Origin of the sequence: Microbacterium sp. SYP-A9085 (genome assembly GCF_009649635.1) — a bacterium.
In the GTDB taxonomy this organism is placed as follows: domain Bacteria; phylum Actinomycetota; class Actinomycetes; order Actinomycetales; family Microbacteriaceae; genus Microbacterium.
The window spans coordinates 604,882-621,834 of sequence record NZ_WJII01000001.1; the positions used below are offsets into that span (position 1 = coordinate 604,882).

General features: G+C 70.8%; 14 protein-coding genes. 5 read left to right on the forward strand and 9 right to left on the reverse strand.

The genetic code is table 11. From position 1 onward, the window contains the following. Window positions 1-83 precede the first annotated feature (83 nt). Together purL and GH740_RS14190 are read left to right on the forward strand one after the other, a co-directional pair. Window positions 84-2,414, forward strand: a complete 2,331-nt coding sequence (purL, locus tag GH740_RS02870; protein WP_153744543.1) for a phosphoribosylformylglycinamidine synthase subunit PurL — start codon at window positions 84-86, stop codon at window positions 2,412-2,414. Between the two features lie 84 nt (window positions 2,415-2,498). Continuing rightward, window positions 2,499-2,633, forward strand: coding sequence for a hypothetical protein (locus GH740_RS14190; RefSeq protein ID WP_301538710.1), 135 nt, complete (start codon window positions 2,499-2,501; stop codon window positions 2,631-2,633). 19 nt (window positions 2,634-2,652) lie between these two features. Here GH740_RS14190 and GH740_RS02875 read toward each other — a convergent pair whose 3' ends face one another. The 3 genes from GH740_RS02875 to GH740_RS02885 form a co-directional block, all read right to left on the reverse strand. After that, on the reverse strand, window positions 2,653-4,620 hold the full coding sequence (locus tag GH740_RS02875) for a thioredoxin domain-containing protein (RefSeq protein WP_153744544.1): 1,968 nt from the start codon (window positions 4,618-4,620) through the stop codon (window positions 2,653-2,655). 22 nt (window positions 4,621-4,642) lie between these two features. Further along, window positions 4,643-5,536 carry a LysR family transcriptional regulator gene (locus GH740_RS02880; RefSeq protein WP_153744545.1) on the reverse strand — a complete coding sequence of 298 codons (894 nt, stop codon included), beginning with the start codon at window positions 5,534-5,536 and terminating at the stop codon, window positions 4,643-4,645. A gap of 66 nt (window positions 5,537-5,602) precedes the next feature. Continuing rightward, complete coding sequence (locus GH740_RS02885; protein ID WP_153744546.1) at window positions 5,603-6,493, reverse strand: ABC transporter substrate-binding protein; 891 nt, start codon at window positions 6,491-6,493, stop codon at window positions 5,603-5,605. Between the two features lie 217 nt (window positions 6,494-6,710). On the opposite strand from GH740_RS02885, the gene GH740_RS02890 reads away from it, so the two are divergent. Next, a complete protein-coding gene (locus tag GH740_RS02890) occupies window positions 6,711-7,436 on the forward strand; it encodes a hypothetical protein (RefSeq protein WP_367640437.1) in 726 nt (241 codons plus the stop codon). A 96-nt stretch (window positions 7,437-7,532) separates the two neighbouring features. On the opposite strand, the gene GH740_RS02895 is transcribed toward GH740_RS02890, so the two are convergent. The 4 genes from GH740_RS02895 to GH740_RS02910 all read right to left on the reverse strand — a co-directional run bounded on the left by GH740_RS02895 (window position 7,533) and on the right by GH740_RS02910 (window position 11,300). Next, window positions 7,533-8,429, reverse strand: coding sequence for a glycine betaine ABC transporter substrate-binding protein (locus tag GH740_RS02895; RefSeq protein ID WP_153744547.1), 897 nt, complete (start codon window positions 8,427-8,429; stop codon window positions 7,533-7,535). Window positions 8,430-8,526: 97 nt separating this feature from the next. Beyond that, complete coding sequence (locus tag GH740_RS02900) at window positions 8,527-9,435, reverse strand: proline/glycine betaine ABC transporter permease (RefSeq protein ID WP_172978294.1); 909 nt, start codon at window positions 9,433-9,435, stop codon at window positions 8,527-8,529. Further along, window positions 9,435-10,721: a glycine betaine/L-proline ABC transporter ATP-binding protein gene (locus GH740_RS02905; RefSeq protein ID WP_367640439.1), complete on the reverse strand. Its 1,287-nt coding sequence runs from the start codon at window positions 10,719-10,721 to the stop codon at window positions 9,435-9,437. The genes GH740_RS02900 and GH740_RS02905 overlap by 1 nt, the downstream gene beginning before the upstream one ends. Before the next feature lie 279 nt (window positions 10,722-11,000). Further along, window positions 11,001-11,300 (reverse strand): chorismate mutase, encoded by a 300-nt coding sequence (locus GH740_RS02910; RefSeq protein ID WP_153744550.1) that lies wholly within the window; start codon window positions 11,298-11,300, stop codon window positions 11,001-11,003. 109 nt (window positions 11,301-11,409) lie between these two features. Between GH740_RS02910 and GH740_RS02915 the strand changes: the two genes are divergently transcribed. Beyond that, complete coding sequence (locus GH740_RS02915) at window positions 11,410-12,594, forward strand: AI-2E family transporter (RefSeq protein ID WP_153744551.1); 1,185 nt, start codon at window positions 11,410-11,412, stop codon at window positions 12,592-12,594. Window positions 12,595-12,689: 95 nt separating this feature from the next. Here the strand turns inward: GH740_RS02915 and GH740_RS02920 are convergent, their stop codons facing one another. Continuing rightward, window positions 12,690-13,841 carry a beta-propeller fold lactonase family protein gene (locus tag GH740_RS02920; protein WP_153744552.1) on the reverse strand — a complete coding sequence of 384 codons (1,152 nt, stop codon included), beginning with the start codon at window positions 13,839-13,841 and terminating at the stop codon, window positions 12,690-12,692. 8 nt (window positions 13,842-13,849) lie between these two features. Further along, window positions 13,850-15,133, reverse strand: coding sequence for an adenylosuccinate synthase (locus GH740_RS02925; protein ID WP_367640442.1), 1,284 nt, complete (start codon window positions 15,131-15,133; stop codon window positions 13,850-13,852). A 283-nt stretch (window positions 15,134-15,416) separates the two neighbouring features. Between GH740_RS02925 and argG the strand changes: the two genes are divergently transcribed. Further along, window positions 15,417-16,844, forward strand: a complete 1,428-nt coding sequence (gene argG / locus GH740_RS02930) for an argininosuccinate synthase (protein WP_153744554.1) — start codon at window positions 15,417-15,419, stop codon at window positions 16,842-16,844. Window positions 16,845-16,953 lie beyond the last annotated feature (109 nt).

Below are 16,953 nucleotides of genomic sequence, written 5' to 3' on the forward strand. Positions count from 1 at the left end.
GACCGGCCGCCGGCGGCGGGCACGCAAACTAGACTCGAGGCGTCCGTGCGATCACGCGCCGTACGAAGCTGGAGCCCCGCCGCATGACCACCCCCACCCACGCCTCCATCGCCGACACCGTCGACAACGCGAAGGCGACCCCCGAGCGTGAGCAGCCGTACGCGGCGCTCGGACTGAAGGACGACGAGTACGCGGCGATCAAGGACCTGCTCGGTCGACGGCCGACGAGCGGCGAGCTGGCCATGTACTCCGTGATGTGGAGCGAGCACTGCTCGTACAAGTCGAGCAAGATCTACCTGCGGTCCTTCGGGCAGAAGGTCACGCCGGAGATGACGACGCGGCTCATGGTCGGCATGGGCCAGAACGCCGGCGTCGTCGACATCGGCGAGGGCTGGGCCGTGACGTTCAAGGTGGAGTCGCACAACCACCCCAGCTACATCGAGCCGTTCCAGGGCGCCGCCACCGGCGTCGGCGGCATCGTCCGTGACATCATCTCGATGGGCGCCCGCCCCGTCGCGGTGATGGACCAGCTCCGCTTCGGCGCCATCGACCACCCCGACACCGCCCGGGTCGTGCACGGCGTCGTGTCCGGCATCTCGTTCTACGGCAACTGCCTGGGCCTGCCTAACATCGGCGGCGAGACCGTCTTCGACCCGGTGTACCAGGGCAACCCGCTCGTGAACGCCCTCGCGGTGGGCGTGCTGCGCCACGAGGACCTCAAGCTCGCGAACGCGTCCGGCGTCGGCAACAAGGTCGTCCTGTTCGGCGCCCGCACCGGCGGCGACGGCATCGGCGGAGCATCCATCCTCGCCTCCGACACGTTCGCCGCGGGCGGCCCCACCAAGCGCCCCGCCGTGCAGGTGGGCGACCCGTTCGCCGAGAAGGTGCTCATCGAGTGCTGCCTCGAGCTGTACCGCGGAGACCTCGTCGAGGCGATCCAGGACCTGGGCGCCGCCGGCATCTCGTGCGCGACCAGTGAGCTCGCCGCGAACGGCGGGTCCGGCATGCGCGTCGACCTCGAGAACGTGCTGCTGCGCGACCCCACGCTCACGCCCGAGGAGATCCTCATGAGCGAGAGCCAGGAACGGATGATGGCGATCGTCGCGCCGGACAAGCTCGACGCGTTCCTGGCCGTCACCGGAAAGTGGGATGTCGAGACCAGCGTGCTCGGCGAGGTCACCGGCGACGGCCGGCTGCAGATCTTTTGGCACGGCGAGCAGATAGTGGATGTCGACCCGTCGACGGTCGCCGTGGACGGCCCCGTCTACGAACGGCCCGTCTCCTACCCGGCATGGATCGACGCACTGCAGCAGGATCCGGCATCCGCCTTGCCTCGCGCGACCGACGGCGAGGCGCTGCGCGGGCAGCTCCTGCAGCTCGTGGGCAGCCCGAACCTTGCCGACACCTCGTGGGTCACGAACCAGTACGACTACTACGTCGGCGGCAACACCGCGCTCGCATTCCCCGATGACGCCGGCATGATCCGCGTCGACGAGAACTCCGGCCTCGGCTTCGCGATAGCCACCGACGCGAACGGCCGCTACTGCCAGCTCGACCCCTACCAGGGCGCGAAGCTCGCGCTGGCCGAGGCGTACCGCAACGTCGCCGTGACCGGCGCGGTGCCGGCAGCGGTCACGGACTGCCTGAACTTCGGCAGCCCGGAGAACCCCGAGGTGATGTGGCAGTTCAGCCAGGCCGTGGACGGCCTCGCCGACGGATGCCTCGAGCTCGGCATCCCGGTCACCGGCGGCAACGTCAGCTTCTACAACCAGACCGGCGACACCCCGATCCACCCGACGCCGGTGGTCGGCGTGCTGGGCATCATCGACGACGTCGCGCACCGCATCCCGTCGGGCTGGCAGGACGAGGGCGAGAACCTGTACCTGCTGGGCGTGACCGCCACCGAGCTGTCCGGCTCGGCGTGGGCGGCAACCGTGCACGGTCACCTGGGCGGGCGTCCCCCGGCCGTGGATCTGGCCGGCGAGAAGCGCCTGGCCGGGCTGCTGCACGCCGCGAACGACCAGAACCTCATCTCCAGCGCGCACGACCTGTCCGAGGGCGGGCTCGCGCAGGCGCTCGTGGACGGCGTGCTGCGGTTCGGCCTGGGCGCGCGCGTATGGCTGGACGAGATCATCGACCGCGACGGCGTGGATGCCGCGGCCGCCCTGTTCGCCGAGTCCACCGGCCGCGTGATCGTCACGGTCCCCCGCGAAGAGGACGTCAAGTTCCGCGGCCTGTGCGAGGGGCGCAGCTACCCGGTGCTGCGTATCGGCGTCACCGACCGCTCCGGCGCGGATGCCGCGCTCGAGGTGCAGGGCCTTTTCACGATCCCCGCCACCGACCTCCGCGCGACATCCACCGCCACCCTCCCCGCCGCGTTCGGCCCCACCGTCACGGAGCCTCCCGCCGCGTGAGGTGACGCGAATGGCGGGAATGACGCCCGCGATACCGACCATTCGCGTCATCTCACGAACCGACGGAGCCTTAGACTGGAGCCCATGGCAGACGACGAGGACCTCAGCCTGCTCGGTGACCGGCGGCAGCGCCGGATCAAGGTGGTCGCCTGGGTGGTCATCGTCGCCCTCATCCTCGTCGCCGGCGGCGCCACCGTCCTCGCGCTGCTGTTCGGCTGAGTTCCCGCGTCCCGCGGCGTCAGGACAGCAGGGCGCCCAGGTCGGCGACGGATGTCACCGGCCGGCGGCACGCGAGCGCCTCGCACACGTACACGGCCGCGACGCCGTCGACCTCGGTCCTGCCGGCCAGGAGCGGGATGTCGTCGGCTGCCGCGTGCGCGACCACCGTCACGGCGCCCGGCCTGGGCCTGCCCTGGGCGATCCGGCCCAGCGCGTCCCGCGCCGGCCCCGGGCGCCCGACGACAGCGACCTCACGCTGCGGCGCGCTCAACCATTCCAGCTGACGCAGCAGCCAGCCGTGCCGGGTGGGCTGCGCACCCGCGCGGCTGCCCGGGATGGCGTCGATCGCGCGCTGCCGCCAGGCGAGGTCCCCGGTCAGGCCGGCCAGGAGCAGGCACACCTCGATCATCACGGACGTCCCGGCCGGCATCCCGTCGTCGGTGCGCGTCTTCGGCCGGGAGAACAGCTCGTGCGTCGCCGTGTCGAACCAGCCGCCGCGCTCGTCGCGGAACCACCGGTCGGCCGCCGCCGCCAGTGACAGCGCCCGGTGGAACCAGACCGTGTCCCCCGTCGCACCGAACAGCTCCAGCTCGGCCAGCGCCGTCGCCGCGTGGTCCAGGAGGAACCCGCCGTCGCCGACGGCGGTGTGCGCGATCCGTCCGTCGTCGCGGACGCGGCCGTGCAGGCGCTCCGCGGCCGCGGCGCCGGCGACGATCCACTCCGGCTCGTCGAGCAGCAGCCCTCCCTTCACGAGTCCGCGGACCGCGAGGGCGTTCCCGTCGGTGAGTACCGTGTCGTCCGTCCGGGGCCGCGGGCGACGGGATTGCCGGGCGACGAGGGCCGCGCGGAGCGCATCCGGCAGCGGCGTCACCCGGTCGTCGGTGGCGGTCAGCTGCAACGGGCGCGCCTCCTCGCCCGCCGCGTCCGCGCCGAGCTGGACCGCCCAGTGCTCGCCGTCGAGCCCCGCCCCGGCGAGCGTGTCCACGAGCTCTGCGCGGGTCCACACGGAGGAGCCGCCCTCGACGCCGCCGCTGTCCGCGTCGAACGCGGAGCGGAAGACATCCTCGGCGGTGCGGAACCCCGTCAGCAGGAACGAGGCTGTGCTCCGCGCGACGGCCGCCAGGTCGTCGCGGTCCGCGAGCACCGCGGCCGCCGCGTATGCGGGCAGCAGCAGCGCGTTGTCGCCGAGCATCTTCTCGAAGTGCGGCGTCCGCCATGCCGCATCCGTGCAGTAGCGGGCGAATCCGCCGTCCACGAGGTCGTGGATGGCGCCTCGGGCCATCGCCGTCAGCGCACCCACCGCGGCATCCAGCGCCTCCGGGTCGCCCGTGCGGGCGTGGCGATGCAGGAGCCACTCGATCGCCATCGGGTGCGGGAACTTCGGAGCGGTGCCGAACCCGCCGTGCTCGCGGTCGCGCAGGCGCAGCGCGGCCGCGAGCGCGCGGTCCGCCTCGGCCTCGGCGTCCTCGGCCCCGGTGCCGCGTGCGGCGTCCGCGAGCGCGAGCTCGGCGGCGATCGCCTGCACGGAGGCGCGCACGGCGCCGCGGCGCGTCGTCCATGCGCGCGTCACGCCGTCCAGGACGCTGCGGAACGACGGCCGCCCGCCGGCCGCCTGCTGCGGCCAGTACGATCCGGCGTAGAACGGCTCGCCGTCCGGGGTGAGGAAGATCGACATCGGCCAGCCGCCGGCGCCCAGCCGCCGAGCGGCCTCCTGGTAGGCGGCGTCGATGTCGGGGCGCTCCTCGCGGTCGACCTTGACGCAGACGAACGCCCGGTTCAGCTCGGCCGCGGTGTCGGCATCCCGGAACGACTCGGCGGCCATGACGTGGCACCAGTGACAGGTGCTGTACCCGATCGACAGGAAGACCGGGATGTCGCGGCGGGCTGCCTCGGCGAACGCGTCCGGGCCCCACGGGTGCCAGTCGACCGGGTCGTCGGCGTGCTGCAGAAGATAGCGGGATGTCGCCCCGTCCAGCCTCGCGGCCATGTGTCCTCCATCGTCCGGCGCGTCAGGAATGCGCGAGAGCTCGCAAGTGGGCGGCGAGCCCCTCCTGCGCCTGCGAGGACTCGTCACGGGTGCGCTGCACGAGCCCTATCTCGGCGCGTCCCGCCGGCCGGTCCAGCGTCAGCGGCACGAGCCGGCCGCTGAGCGTCGCATAGGCCGGCACGAACGTGCCGACGATCCCGAGACCCGCCTCGGCCGCCAGCATCCTGGTCTGCAGGCCGCTGATCTCCAGGACCGACTCGTAGTCCTCCAGCCCGCTGCGGCGCATGACATCCCGGTAGAACGTGGTCTCCACGGCCGTCGCCGGTGCCGTGATGAGCCCGGCCGCGGCGATCTGCTCGGGGGAGACCTCGTCCTGCGCTGCCAGCGGGTGGTCGCGCGGGGCGAAGAACACGAACTCCGCGGTGCCCAGCACCTCGAACTCGACGCCCGGAGGCAGGTGCCAGTTGAGCACATAGGCGAGGTCGAGGCTGTGGTCGAGCACCGCCTGCGCGGTGACTCCGCTGTGCCCGAACTGAATCGACAGCATGGTGTCCGGGTGCGCGGACTGGACCGGACCCACCACCTGCTGCATGAAGTATGGCTGCTCGAACGCGAGGCTCGCGCCGACCCGCAGCCGCACGCCCCTGCCGCGACGCAGGTCGTCGAGCGCATTGCGCAGCGACTCCTGCTCGTTCAGCAGGGTGCGTGCGGAGCGGTACACCTCGCGTCCGGCGGGGGTGAGCCGGATCCGCCCGTCCTCGTACCGCAGCAGCTCCATCGCGACGGTCTTCTGCAGCTCGGCGACGTGATGCGACACCGTGGACTGGCTCAGATGCAGGTGTCGGGCCGCCGCGGAGTAGCCGCCGCGATCCACCACTGCCGCGAACACCGTCAGGCGGAACAGCTCGAGATTCACGGGCCCCGCACTCCCCTCGGGATCGGAGAGCCGTCGAATCCGCGGCTCCGGGTCACCCCGCCAGGATCACACGAGAACGGAGTCTGCGTACCTGCTTTCGGTCAGATCGAGGTCGAGCAGGCCCCAGTCCTTCATCCAGCGCTGCGTGGCGTCGTACATCTCGCGCGTGTACTGCTGGAACACTATCCGCTCGCCGGGCCCGAAGCGACGCACGTCGGCGATCGCCGCGAGGTCCTCCGGCATCTCCCGCAGCCAGTACTTCTTGTATCGCTCCTGCTCGAGGTCGATGTCGCGCTGCGCGCGCTCGAGCGCACGGAAGTACGCCTCGGTGTCGGCGTGGTCCGCCTCGTTCGAGACGAAGAACCCCATCATGAACGTGGTGTCCAGGAGCTTGCGGTATCCGAGCTGCTCGAGCAGGTAGTACTGCGGGCCGAACACGTTCGCCGCCTGCACCTCGCCGCGCAGCATCAGGCGCACCCGGTCGTACGGGAACCCGGCGAACGTCGTGGTGACCTGGTCGCGCTCGAGCACGCTCGCGAGGCCCTGGATCGCCGAATAGTGGCTGCCGGAGTGGTAGCCGACCGCGACCGGGACGTTCGCGAGGTCCTCCGGCGTGCGCAGGTCGGAGTCCGGGGCGACGAAGATGCCGGCCGGCGAGACGGAGTAGGCGGCCGCCCACAGCTTGCCGCTGGTCTGGTGGCTGGCCGCGTCGTTGACCGCCCAGTGGCAGGCGCCGGACACGTCGCATGCACGGCCCTTGGACATGTCCTCGAGCGCGCCGCTCTTGAACTCCTCCGGGGCGGAGTCGGTGGACTGGATCGCCGACGTGGTGCGGGACGCCCCGGCGAACCATTCCTGGGCGAACTCGTAGTCCAGCCCCTCGTCGGTGAAGTAGCCGTGCTCCTCGGCGACCCACTCCTGGAGCCGCCCGTGCGGCTGGATGACGAATTTACCCATGATCACACCCTTCATCGCGTCGTGACCGGACCGTCTGCGCGGCCCCGCCGCCGGGAGGCGGCATCCGCCTGCCCCGGTGCTGCTCACGGTACGCGGCGGGTTTGCGGGCTCACAACGGGCCACGATCGATCACGCCATCGCGTTTTTCGATACGCCCGTAAAGGGGGGCGTGTCTGCCGGCGGGTGTGTTCCAGGCGGGGCGGTTACCCTTGTCCGTGTGCAGGAGTTCTGGCAGTTCGCCGGCGATTACTGGTGGCTGATCTTCCCCCTGATGGGGGTTTTCGGCGGTGCCGGCAAGGCGTGGCAACGCAACGCCCGCGATCGGCATCAGCGACGCCTGGAGGTGCTGCGCGCCAAGGCCGAGATAGCGTCCGCGCACGCGGAGGCCCGCGCTGCACGGCACCGGCCGTTCGTGTCCGCGGCGCCGGTGGAGCGACCGGCCGCAGAGCAGCTGCACGCGCTGTTCGATGCGCAGGATGCCGTCACCGCACGCTGGCTCGAGTACGAGCTGGATGTCGCGAAGCTGATAGCGTTCCCGGCCATGAGCGACGGCCGTCAGCCGCTGACGGCGGCGTTCCTGCGCGCGAAGAAGGTGGCCGACCGGCTCCGTCCGGCCTCGGCGAAAGTGCGGATCGGCAGGGAGCAGCTGGACGAGTACCGCAACGCGGTGACGGACTACGAGGTCGCGTTCGACGTCGCAGAGCGCGACGCCCGCCGCCTGAAGGACTCGACGTTCACGCAGGCCGAGCGCAAGCGCCTGGACACGGCGAAGCAGCTGCTGACCGTCGCCGTCGACGAGGCCGCCACCCCCGCGGAGCGCCAGCTCGCATACAAGCGCGTCCGCGAGGAGCTCGACGGCCTCCTCTCGCTCTCGGACGGCGCCATCGAGGTGCTCGAGCAGAAGGTCGCGCTCGAGCTGCCGGCCGGCGACGATCGCGGGTAGCCACAGCCCCGCGGCGAACCCACCCTCCGTTCCCGCACCGGCGTCAACGACGCGTGGGTTCGGCAACTGGAGGGTGGGTTCGCCGGCGGAAACGGCCTACGACGTCAGAGCGTCGACGTAGTCCTGGTTCTCGCTCATCCACTTCTTCACGATCTCGGGGAACTCGCTCTGCTTGTGCTCCTCGCGGAACATCGCGTTCTCGAGCGAGAACAGCAGATCGGAGTCCATCGTGAACGCGGTGAACCACGCGTTCACGTCCGCGAAGTCGTCCGCGAAGCCGGTGCGGGTCACCGTGTGGATCGACTCCGCAGCGCCGAGGGCGCCCTTCGGGTCCGCCAGATCCTTGATGTCGTACGCGTCGTACGCCCAGTGCGGGCGCCACAGCGTGACGGCGATGTTCTCGCCGGCATCCAGCGCCTTCTTCAATTCGGCGAGCATGGCCGGCGTGGACGACGTGATGAAGTCCATCTTGTCGAGCCCATACTCGGGAATCGCCTTCTTCTGCATGGCCTCGGTCAGGCCCGCACCCGGCTCGATGCCGACAATGCGGTTGTCGAAGTCGTCGGCGTGCGCGGGGAGCTCGTCGATCGTGTCGATGGGGGCGTCCGCGTTCACCGCGAGGGTGAGTTTGGCGTCGTCGTTCCACGAGCCGACGTCGACGAGGTCGTCGCCGTACTTGTCGAAGTAGCTCTTGTGCGTTGTGGGCAGCCAGCCGTCGAAGGCGACGTCGAAATCCCCCTTGGCCAGGCCCGCGAACACGGGGCCCGCGTCCGCGTACTCGAGGTCGACGGTGTAGCCCTCGTTCTCCAGAACCTGCTGCCACAGATAGGAGGCGGCCTCGCCCTCGGGCCAGCCGTTGAAGACGCCGACGGTGATCTTCTTCTCGCCGCCGTCCGAGCCGGTGTCGGCTCCGACCGAACCGGCACAGCCGGTCAGGGCGATCGAGGCGGCACCGGCGATGGCCAGTGCGCCCAGCAGTGTGCGCTTTCTCATGTGATTCCTTTCCTCCCGTGTGGTGTGGCACGGGCGTTGGGGATGTCCGCGTGTGCACGCGGACGGATCGGCGCGCGCTGCGCCGAGATCTGCGGGCTCAGGCCGCGGCGGGCTCGCGGATCTGGGACGCCGCGACATCCGGGGCGGTGTCCGAGGCCTGCGGGCGCGCGCCGCGCCGGCGTCCTGTGGTGCCGAACCCGCTCGTGATGCGGTCGAGGATCATCGCGATGATCACGACGGCGAGCCCCGCCTCGAAGCCCAGCGCGATGTCGGTGCGGCTCAGTGCCTGGATGATGTCCTTGCCCAGGCCCGGGCCGCCGACCATGCTGGCGATCACCGCCATCGACAGGGCGAGCATGATCACCTGGTTGACGCCCGCCATGATCGAGGGCATCGCCAAGGGCAGCTGGATCTGGCGGAGGATGCGGCCCGGGGTGGCCCCGAAGGCATGGCCCGCTTCGACGACCTCCGCCTCGACGCCGCGGATGCCGAGCTCGGTCAGGCGCACGCCGGGAGCGGCCGCGAAAAGGATCGTCGCGACGATGCCGGGCACCACGCCCACGCCGAACAGGAAGATCGCCGGAATGAGATAGACGAACGCGGGCATGGTCTGCAGGAAGTCGAGCACCGGGCGCACGATCGTCGAGACCGTCTGCGAGCGTGCCGCCCAGATCCCCACCGGGATCGCGATGACCACCGCGATGATCACGGCGACCAGGGTCAGCGCGATGGTCTGCATCGCGTTCTCCCACTGGTTGACCGCGCCGATCAGCAGCAGCCCGATGACCGACCCGATGGCCAGCCGGTACCCCTTGGCGAACCACGCGATTGCGGCCACCACGAGGATCACGGCCCAGAACGGCGGGGTGATGAAGATCCACTCGACACCGTCGTAGAGCCCGCCGAAGATCGTGGCGAGGACGTCGAAGAATCCCCCGAGTGCCGTGATGACGCCGTCGATGAGCGTCTCGACCCAGTCGCCGAGTGGAATGCGCGGCATGTCCATCAACGCTCGCCCCCTTCCGCCACGGCCAGCGCGTTCGGAACGAGCTCCGTGAGCTCCTGGGCCAGCTGCAGCGCGGTGGCGGGCACGATGGAGATGGGCTGGGTCGTGGCAGGCACGTTGCCGAGGGCCGCCAGCAGGGTGATCCGGGGCACGACGCCGACCAGGCGCTCGTTCTCGCCGACCACCGGGAGCGCGACCGGGCTGCCCACGGCGTGCTCGACGACATCCGCCAGCAGGTCGTCCGCGTGCAGGCGACGCACCGTGCGATCGGCGATCGTGCGCAGGTCGGTGGTGCCAGACTTGACGGCGCGGATCACGGCGCGGTCGGTGACCACGCCCAGCAGCCGTCGGTTCCCGAGGACGAACACCTCGCTGACCTGCTCCTCGCGCATCACGCGCAACGCGCCGCGGATGCCGGCTGACACCGGTACCGCCAGGGGGCGCTCCATGACGGCGCCGACGGTGAGCACACGGGCGCGGTCGACATCCTGGACGAATTGGGCGACGTAGTCGTTGGCGGGGTCGGTGAGGATCTCCTCCGGTGTCCCGTTCTGCACGATGCGTCCGTCGCGCATCACGGCGATTCGGTCGCCGAGGAACATCGCCTCGTTGAGGTCGTGCGTGATGAAGACGATCGTGCGGCCCATCTCCTGCTGCAACTCGACGAGCTGCTCCTGCAGCTCGCGGCGGATGAGCGGGTCCAGTGCCGAGAACGCCTCGTCCATAAGCAGGATGTCGGTGCCTGCGGCCAGCCCGCGGGCGAGTCCCACGCGCTGCTTCATACCTCCGGAGAGCTCAGCGGGCATGGCATCCACCCGATCGCCCAGACCCACCTTGCTGAGGATCTCGCGGGCGCGCTCGCGGCGCTCGCGCCGGCCGACCCCCTGGATCTCCAAGCCGTACGCGGCGTTGTCGAGCACGGTGCGGTGCGGCAGCAGCGCGAAGTGCTGGAACACCATCGACATGGAGGTGCGGCGGATGCGGCGCAGCTCGGCCGGGTTCGCCGTGGTGACGTTCGCACCGTTGACCAGGACCTCGCCGGCCGTGGGCGCCAGCAGGCCGTTGAGCATGCGGATGATCGTCGATTTGCCCGAGCCGGACAGTCCCATGATCACGAAGATCTCGCCGGATGCAACGGTGAAGCTGGCGTCGATCACGGCGGCGGTGCCGGAATCGGCCACGTCCGCGCGGGTCTGGCCGTCCTTCAGCCGGCGCACGACGTCCGTCGGGTTTCGTCCGAAGACTTTGAACAGGCTCTTGGCCTCGACTGCTGGTGCGATGGTCACGTTGCTTGGCCTCGGCAGCCGCGGGCAGGCTGCATCGGTTACGCCCGGGTGACGGTCTTCCGCGCACTCCCTGCATGCGGCGTCGGACGCCACGGGCAGAACACGTCGGCGACGCACATCGGGTCCGTCGCCCAGACCGCCGACCATACGCCCGCGTCGCACTTCCCGAAGGTGGCGACGCGACCGCGGACTGGTCGCCAGGGCGCCGCGCTTGCGCCGGGCCCTTCTATCGAAGCTACCTGCAGTCGTTAGAAAGAAGCAAGCCGAGAGCCGGGGGCGTCAGTGCTGGTCGGCGGCGGCCTCGTGGTGACGGATGACCTCGGCGACGACGAAGCCGAACCACTTCTGCGCGAACTCGGGATCCAGATCCGCGTCCACGGCAAGGGTGCGCAGCCGGGTTATCTGCTGCTCCTCGCGAGCGGGATCGGACGGCGGCATCCGGTTCACGGCCTTCAGCCGCCCCACCTGCATCGTGCACTTGAAGCGCTCGGCGAGCAGATAGATCAGGGCGGCGTCGATTCGGTCGATGCTGCCCCGCAGCCGCGTGAGGGCGGCGATGGGGTCTTCGGCGTCGGTCATGACATCCCCTCCCGGCATCCGTCACCGTGCCTACCGACCCTATCGTGCGGGATGCCGCCACCCGCGCGGATGTCGGCGCATTGCAGGGCACGGTCCCTAGAGTGTGGGCATGACCGATGACGCCCCGGCCGCCGGAAGCGGTCCCGACGCCGTGCCGACAACCGCGCCCGCCATCGCCGCCGCGGGCGGCCCCGCATCGGACGAGGTCGCCGCCGCCTCCGGGGAGGCCCCACCCTCCCGGACGTTCTGGGCGAGCCTGAATCACCCGTTCGGCGTCGGATTCTCGCTGACCCTCGGCGCGCTCGTGGCGATCCTGATGGGGCTGGCGGTGTCGCGGTTGTCGACCGTGATCATCTACATCGTGCTCGCGATGTTCTTCGCGCTCGGCCTGGATCCGCTCGTGCGCCGGCTCGTCCGCCACAACCTGTCGCGCGCGTGGAGCATCGTCATCGTCTACACCGGCTTCGCGGTGGTGCTCGTCGGGGTGTCCTGGCTCATCATCCCGACGGTCGTGGCGCAGGTCGGCTCGTTCGTCCGCGACATTCCGACGATCATCGCGAACTTCCAGGGCTCGGACACCTACGCGTGGCTGCAGAGCCACTTCGGCGACCAGGTCGGCACCGTCGTGCAGCAGATCCAGAAGTTCCTCACGGATCCGGCGAACCTCGCCGCGATCGGCGGCGGCGTCGTGCAGGTGGGGCTGACGATCGGCACGACGATCTCGGGATTGATCATCATCCTGGTGCTGAGCCTGTACTTCCTCGCGTCGCTGCCGACGACCACGCAGACGCTCACGCGGCTCGCTCCGGCACGCAACCGCACCCGGGTCGCGTCGATCACCGAGCAGATCACCACGTCGATCGGCGGATACCTCGGAGGGATGGTCGTGCTGGCGCTGGTCAACTCGATTGTCGCGTTCGTGCTGTACCTCGCGCTCGGGCTGCCGTTCCCGCTGCTGATGGCGGTGGTGGCGTTCGCTGTCACGCTGATCCCGCTGGTGGGGTCGGTGCTGTTCTGGATCACCGGGTCGCTCATCGCGCTGTTCGCGAGTCCCGTCGGCGCGCTCGTGTTCGCGATCATCTACCTCGCCTACATGCAGATCGAGGCATACGTTCTGACGCCGCGCGTCATGAAGAAGGCGGTGTCGGTGCCGGGCGCCCTGGTGGTGATCGGCGCACTGGTCGGCGGCACCCTGCTCGGCCTGCTCGGGGCTCTCGTGGCGATCCCGGTCACGGCGTCGATCCTGCTGATCATCGCGCAGGTCGTGATCCCGCGGCAGGACGCGAAGGTGTAGGCGTTACCCGTCCCGCCATGCCGCATCGATGGGCCGAGACGACGGATCCGGGCGGCAATCATGTCGGCTGTGGGTGCCGGCGCGGCTTCGTCGGGTCAGCGGATCGGCAGCAGGCAGGTCGGCGAGGGCACCGCGGTGCGGTGCCGCACCCGGCCGGGCACCCCGGTGCGCTGGTCGAGTGTGTGCGAGACCACGTCGTCGGAGCGCTGGCCCGCGGCCAGCAGCGTGTCCCGCACCACGACGTGGTGGCGCGGCCAGTCCACGCCCGCCTCGGCGAGCGCGAGCGGCTGCAGCTGCGCGCCGGCGCCGCGCACGCGCAGGACGGCGATGGTGTTCGACCCGCGCACGCCGGCGTACAGAACCTCGCCGTCGCGGGATGCCGTCAGCTCGGCCGCCGTGTCGCCGTCCAGGAGCGCCGGGCTGAGCCGGGTGCCGGCGACGATCCGCCAGCTGCCCGCGGCATCCGGCGCCAAGGCGAACAGCTCGCACGAGAGCTCGGTGACCAGGAACAGGTGACCGCTGGGATGCCACAGCAGGTGGCGCGGTCCGCTTCCGCGCGGCAGGACGACCTCACCTACCGGCCGCAGCGCGCCGCGCCCGGCGCGCCAGAACCGCACGAGGTCCAGTCCCATGTCCGTCGTGGCGACCAGCCCGCCCGGCAGGAACGCCGCGGCGTGCGCCCGCGAGACCCTGGCATCCGGATCCTCCGCCGGCTCGTCCCCGGCCTGCTCCCCGGTCGGCTCATCCTCGCGAGAGAGGGCGGAGAGATCGACGGCGCCCGCGAGCAGCGCCGGGTCCGCGCCGGCGAGGGGGTCGGGCTCCGCGTACGGGTCGACCGCGGCCGGCGCGAGCGACGGCGCGGCGGGCCGACCCGTGGCATCCAGCGCCATCCGCACGACGCGGCCGTCGCCCCAGCACGCGGCGACAAGGGATGCCCCGTCCGGCGCCACAGCGACGTGGCACACCAGCGCGCCCGCCGCGACCGGCTCGCCCAACCGCGCATACGAGCTCTCGCCGGTGCGGGCGAACGCCTGCACTGCGCCGGTGCCTTCGAGCGCCGCGTATACGACATCCAGCGTCGGATGCGCGGCGAGCCACGACGGCGATCCGGCGGTGGCGACGACATCCCCCGCGAAGCCGAGCGGGCCGCCGGCGAGCACGGCGTCCGCGGCGCCGGCCACGAGCATCCCGATGCCCGTCGCGGCACCGTCCATGTCGGCCGTGTACCCGCCGGTGAGAAACAGCATGCGCCGCGTCAGACGAGGTCGTGGCGCACGATGACGGCGTCGCGCGCAGCGCCGACGCCGATCACGGAGATACGCGTGCCGCTGATCGCCTCGAGCGCGAGCACGTACTCCTGCGCGGTCTGCGGCAGGTCCTCGAACGTGCGCGCGGTCGAGATGTCCTCGCTCCAGCCGGGGAGGTTCTCGTAGATCGGGGTGGCGTGGTGGAAGTCCGTCTGGTTGACCGGCACCTCATCGAACCGCTGCCCGTCGATGTCGTACGCGACGCACACCGGGATCTGCTCGAGCCCGGTGAGGATGTCGAGCTTGGTCAGCACGAGGTCGGTGACGCCGTTGATCCGCGTCGCGTACCGCGTGATTGGCGCGTCGTACCAGCCGACCCGGCGCGGCCGGCCGGTGGTCGTGCCGAATTCGAAGCCGCGCGAGCGCAGCCAGTCGCCGGACTCGTCGAACAGCTCGGTGGGGAACGGCCCCGATCCCACCCGCGTCGTGTACGCCTTGACGATGCCGACGATCCGGTCCAGCCGGTTCGGACCCACGCCCGAGCCGGTGGCCGCGCCGCCGGCTGTCGCCGACGACGACGTGACGAACGGGTAGGTGCCGTGGTCGATGTCGAGCATCGTGGCCTGGCCGCCCTCGAACACGACGACGTCGCCGGCGTCCAGCGCGTCGTTCAGCAGCAGGCCGGTGTCGGCGACCATCGGGCGCAGCCGCTCGGTGTACGACAGCAGGTCCTCGAGGACCTCCTCGCACGCAATCGCGCGGCGGTTGAAGACCTTCACCAGCAGGTGGTTCTTCTGGTCGAGCGCGCCCTCGATCTTCTGCCGCAGGATGTTCTCGTCGAACAGGTCCTGCACGCGGATGCCGACCCGGTTGATCTTGTCGGCATACGTGGGCCCGATCCCCCGCCCGGTCGTGCCGATCTGCCGCTTGCCGAGGAATCGCTCGGTGACCTTGTCGAGCGTGCGGTGGTACTGCGTGATGATGTGCGCGTTTGCGCTCACGCGCAGCCGCGAGACATCCACCCCCCGCGCCGACAGCGCCTCCAGCTCGCTGAACAGCACCTCGAGGTCGACGACGACGCCGTTGCCGATCACCGGCGTGACGCCGGGGGTGAGGATGCCGCTGGGCAGCAGGTGCAGCGCGTACTTCTCGTCGCCGACCACGACCGTGTGGCCCGCGTTGTTGCCGCCGTTGAATTTCACGACCCAGTCGGTGCGGTCGCCGAGCAGGTCGGTGGCCTTGCCCTTGCCCTCGTCCCCCCATTGGACTCCGACGATGACGATTCCTGGCACGAGAGGACCCCCGGGTTGTGTGCGGAACGGGTTACGCCCCATCCTATCGAGCGCGCCTGCACCCCGCCCGGGAGGCCGCGCGAGGGCCCGGCACGCCGCATCCTCGGCCCAGGCGAGGGGATCGGCCGGAGCGAGGGCCGGATGCCACAAGAACACCCTCGCCTCGGCCAATCTCCTCGGCCCGGCCGAGGGCGGGCCGGCGGGTTGTCCTCGGCCCGGGCGCGGGATGCCGCGGCCCGGTCATCGGGCGGAAGCGGCATCCCTCTCTTTGTAAGCTTTAGGCATGTCCAAGGTCCTCCAGTCCCTGCCCGTCGGCGAGCGCGTCGGCATCGCCTTCTCGGGGGGCCTCGACACCTCCGTCGCCGTCGCATGGATGCGCGACAGGGGCGCGGTCCCCTGCACGTACACCGGCGACCTCGGCCAGCCCGACGAAACCGACATCGACGCGATCCCGGGGCGCGCCGCGCAGTACGGCGCCGAGGTGTCGCGCCTGGTCGACTGCAAGCGCGCGCTCGTGGAGGAGGGATTCGGGGCGCTCGCGTGCGGGGCGTTCCACATCCGCTCCGCCGGCCGCACGTACTTCAACACGACGCCGATCGGGCGCGCCGTGACCGGGACGCTGCTGGTGCGGGCGATGAAGGACGACGGCGTGGACATCTGGGGCGACGGCTCCACCTACAAGGGCAACGACATCGAGCGGTTCTACCGCTATGGGCTGCTGGCCAATCCCGCGCTGCGCATCTACAAGCCGTGGCTCGACCCGGACTTCGTCGGCGAGCTCGGCGGCCGCGCCGAGATGTCGGCCTGGCTCGTCGAGCACGGCTTCCCGTACCGCGACTCGGCCGAGAAGGCATATTCCACGGACGCGAACATCTGGGGCGCCACGCACGAGGCGAAGACGCTCGAGCACCTGGACGTCTCGCTGGAGACCGTCGAGCCGATCATGGGCGTGCGGTTCTGGGACCCCGCCGTCGAGATCACGACCGAGGATGTCACGGTCACGTTCGCCGAGGGCCGTCCGATCGCGCTGAACGGCGCCGGGTTCGACGACCCGGTCGCCCTGGTCCTGGAGGCCAACCGGATCGGCGGCCGGCACGGCCTGGGCATGAGCGACCAGATCGAGAACCGGATCATCGAGGCGAAGTCCCGCGGCATCTACGAGGCCCCGGGCATGGCGCTGCTGTTCATCGCGTACGAGCGGCTGGTCAACAGCATCCTCAACGAGGACACCCTCGCGACCTACCACGAGCAGGGCCGGCGCCTGGGCCGGCTGATGTACGAGGGGCGCTGGCTCGAGCCGCAGGCGCTCATGCTGCGCGAATCGATCCAGAAGTGGGTCGGGTCCTCGATCACGGGCACGGTCACGCTGCGCCTGCGCCGGGGCGAGGACTACACGATCCTGGACACCGTCGCGACCGGGATGTCGTACGCCCCTGAGAAACTGTCGATGGAGCGGGTCGGGGATGCCGCGTTCGGCCCGACCGACCGGATCGGCCAGCTCACGATGCGCAACCTCGACATCGCCGACTCCCGCGCGCGCCTCGAGCAGTACGCCGCGAAGGGACTGATCGGCGGGGCGACCGGCGATCTCGTGGGCCGGCTCGAGCAGGGCGCGGCGGCCGAGATCACCGAGGGCCGTCTCACGACGCAGGAGGCGGCGGCCGTGGACGAGGCCGTCGAGGGCGCGGCGTTCGACGCCGGCACCGACTGAGACGCGGCAACGGCACGCTGCACGAGCGAGCATCCGACCGGAGCGACGGTGGGAGGGGCCAGGCAGGCACCCTCGACCCTCCCACCGTGCCGGAGGACCCGTGGCATCC

Coding starts and splice junctions, on each gene's coding strand:
- purL (WP_153744543.1), top strand. CDS start 84: ATGACCACCCCCACCCACGCCTCCATCGCCGACACCGTCGACAACGCG.
- GH740_RS14190 (WP_301538710.1), top strand. CDS start 2,499: ATGGCAGACGACGAGGACCTCAGCCTGCTCGGTGACCGGCGGCAGCGC.
- GH740_RS02875 (WP_153744544.1), bottom strand. CDS start 4,620: ATGGCCGCGAGGCTGGACGGGGCGACATCCCGCTATCTTCTGCAGCAC.
- GH740_RS02885 (WP_153744546.1), bottom strand. CDS start 6,493: ATGGGTAAATTCGTCATCCAGCCGCACGGGCGGCTCCAGGAGTGGGTC.
- GH740_RS02895 (WP_153744547.1), bottom strand. CDS start 8,429: ATGAGAAAGCGCACACTGCTGGGCGCACTGGCCATCGCCGGTGCCGCC.
- GH740_RS02900 (WP_172978294.1), bottom strand. CDS start 9,435: ATGGACATGCCGCGCATTCCACTCGGCGACTGGGTCGAGACGCTCATC.
- GH740_RS02910 (WP_153744550.1), bottom strand. CDS start 11,300: ATGACCGACGCCGAAGACCCCATCGCCGCCCTCACGCGGCTGCGGGGC.
- GH740_RS02915 (WP_153744551.1), top strand. CDS start 11,410: ATGACCGATGACGCCCCGGCCGCCGGAAGCGGTCCCGACGCCGTGCCG.
- GH740_RS02920 (WP_153744552.1), bottom strand. CDS start 13,841: ATGCTGTTTCTCACCGGCGGGTACACGGCCGACATGGACGGTGCCGCG.
- argG (WP_153744554.1), top strand. CDS start 15,417: ATGTCCAAGGTCCTCCAGTCCCTGCCCGTCGGCGAGCGCGTCGGCATC.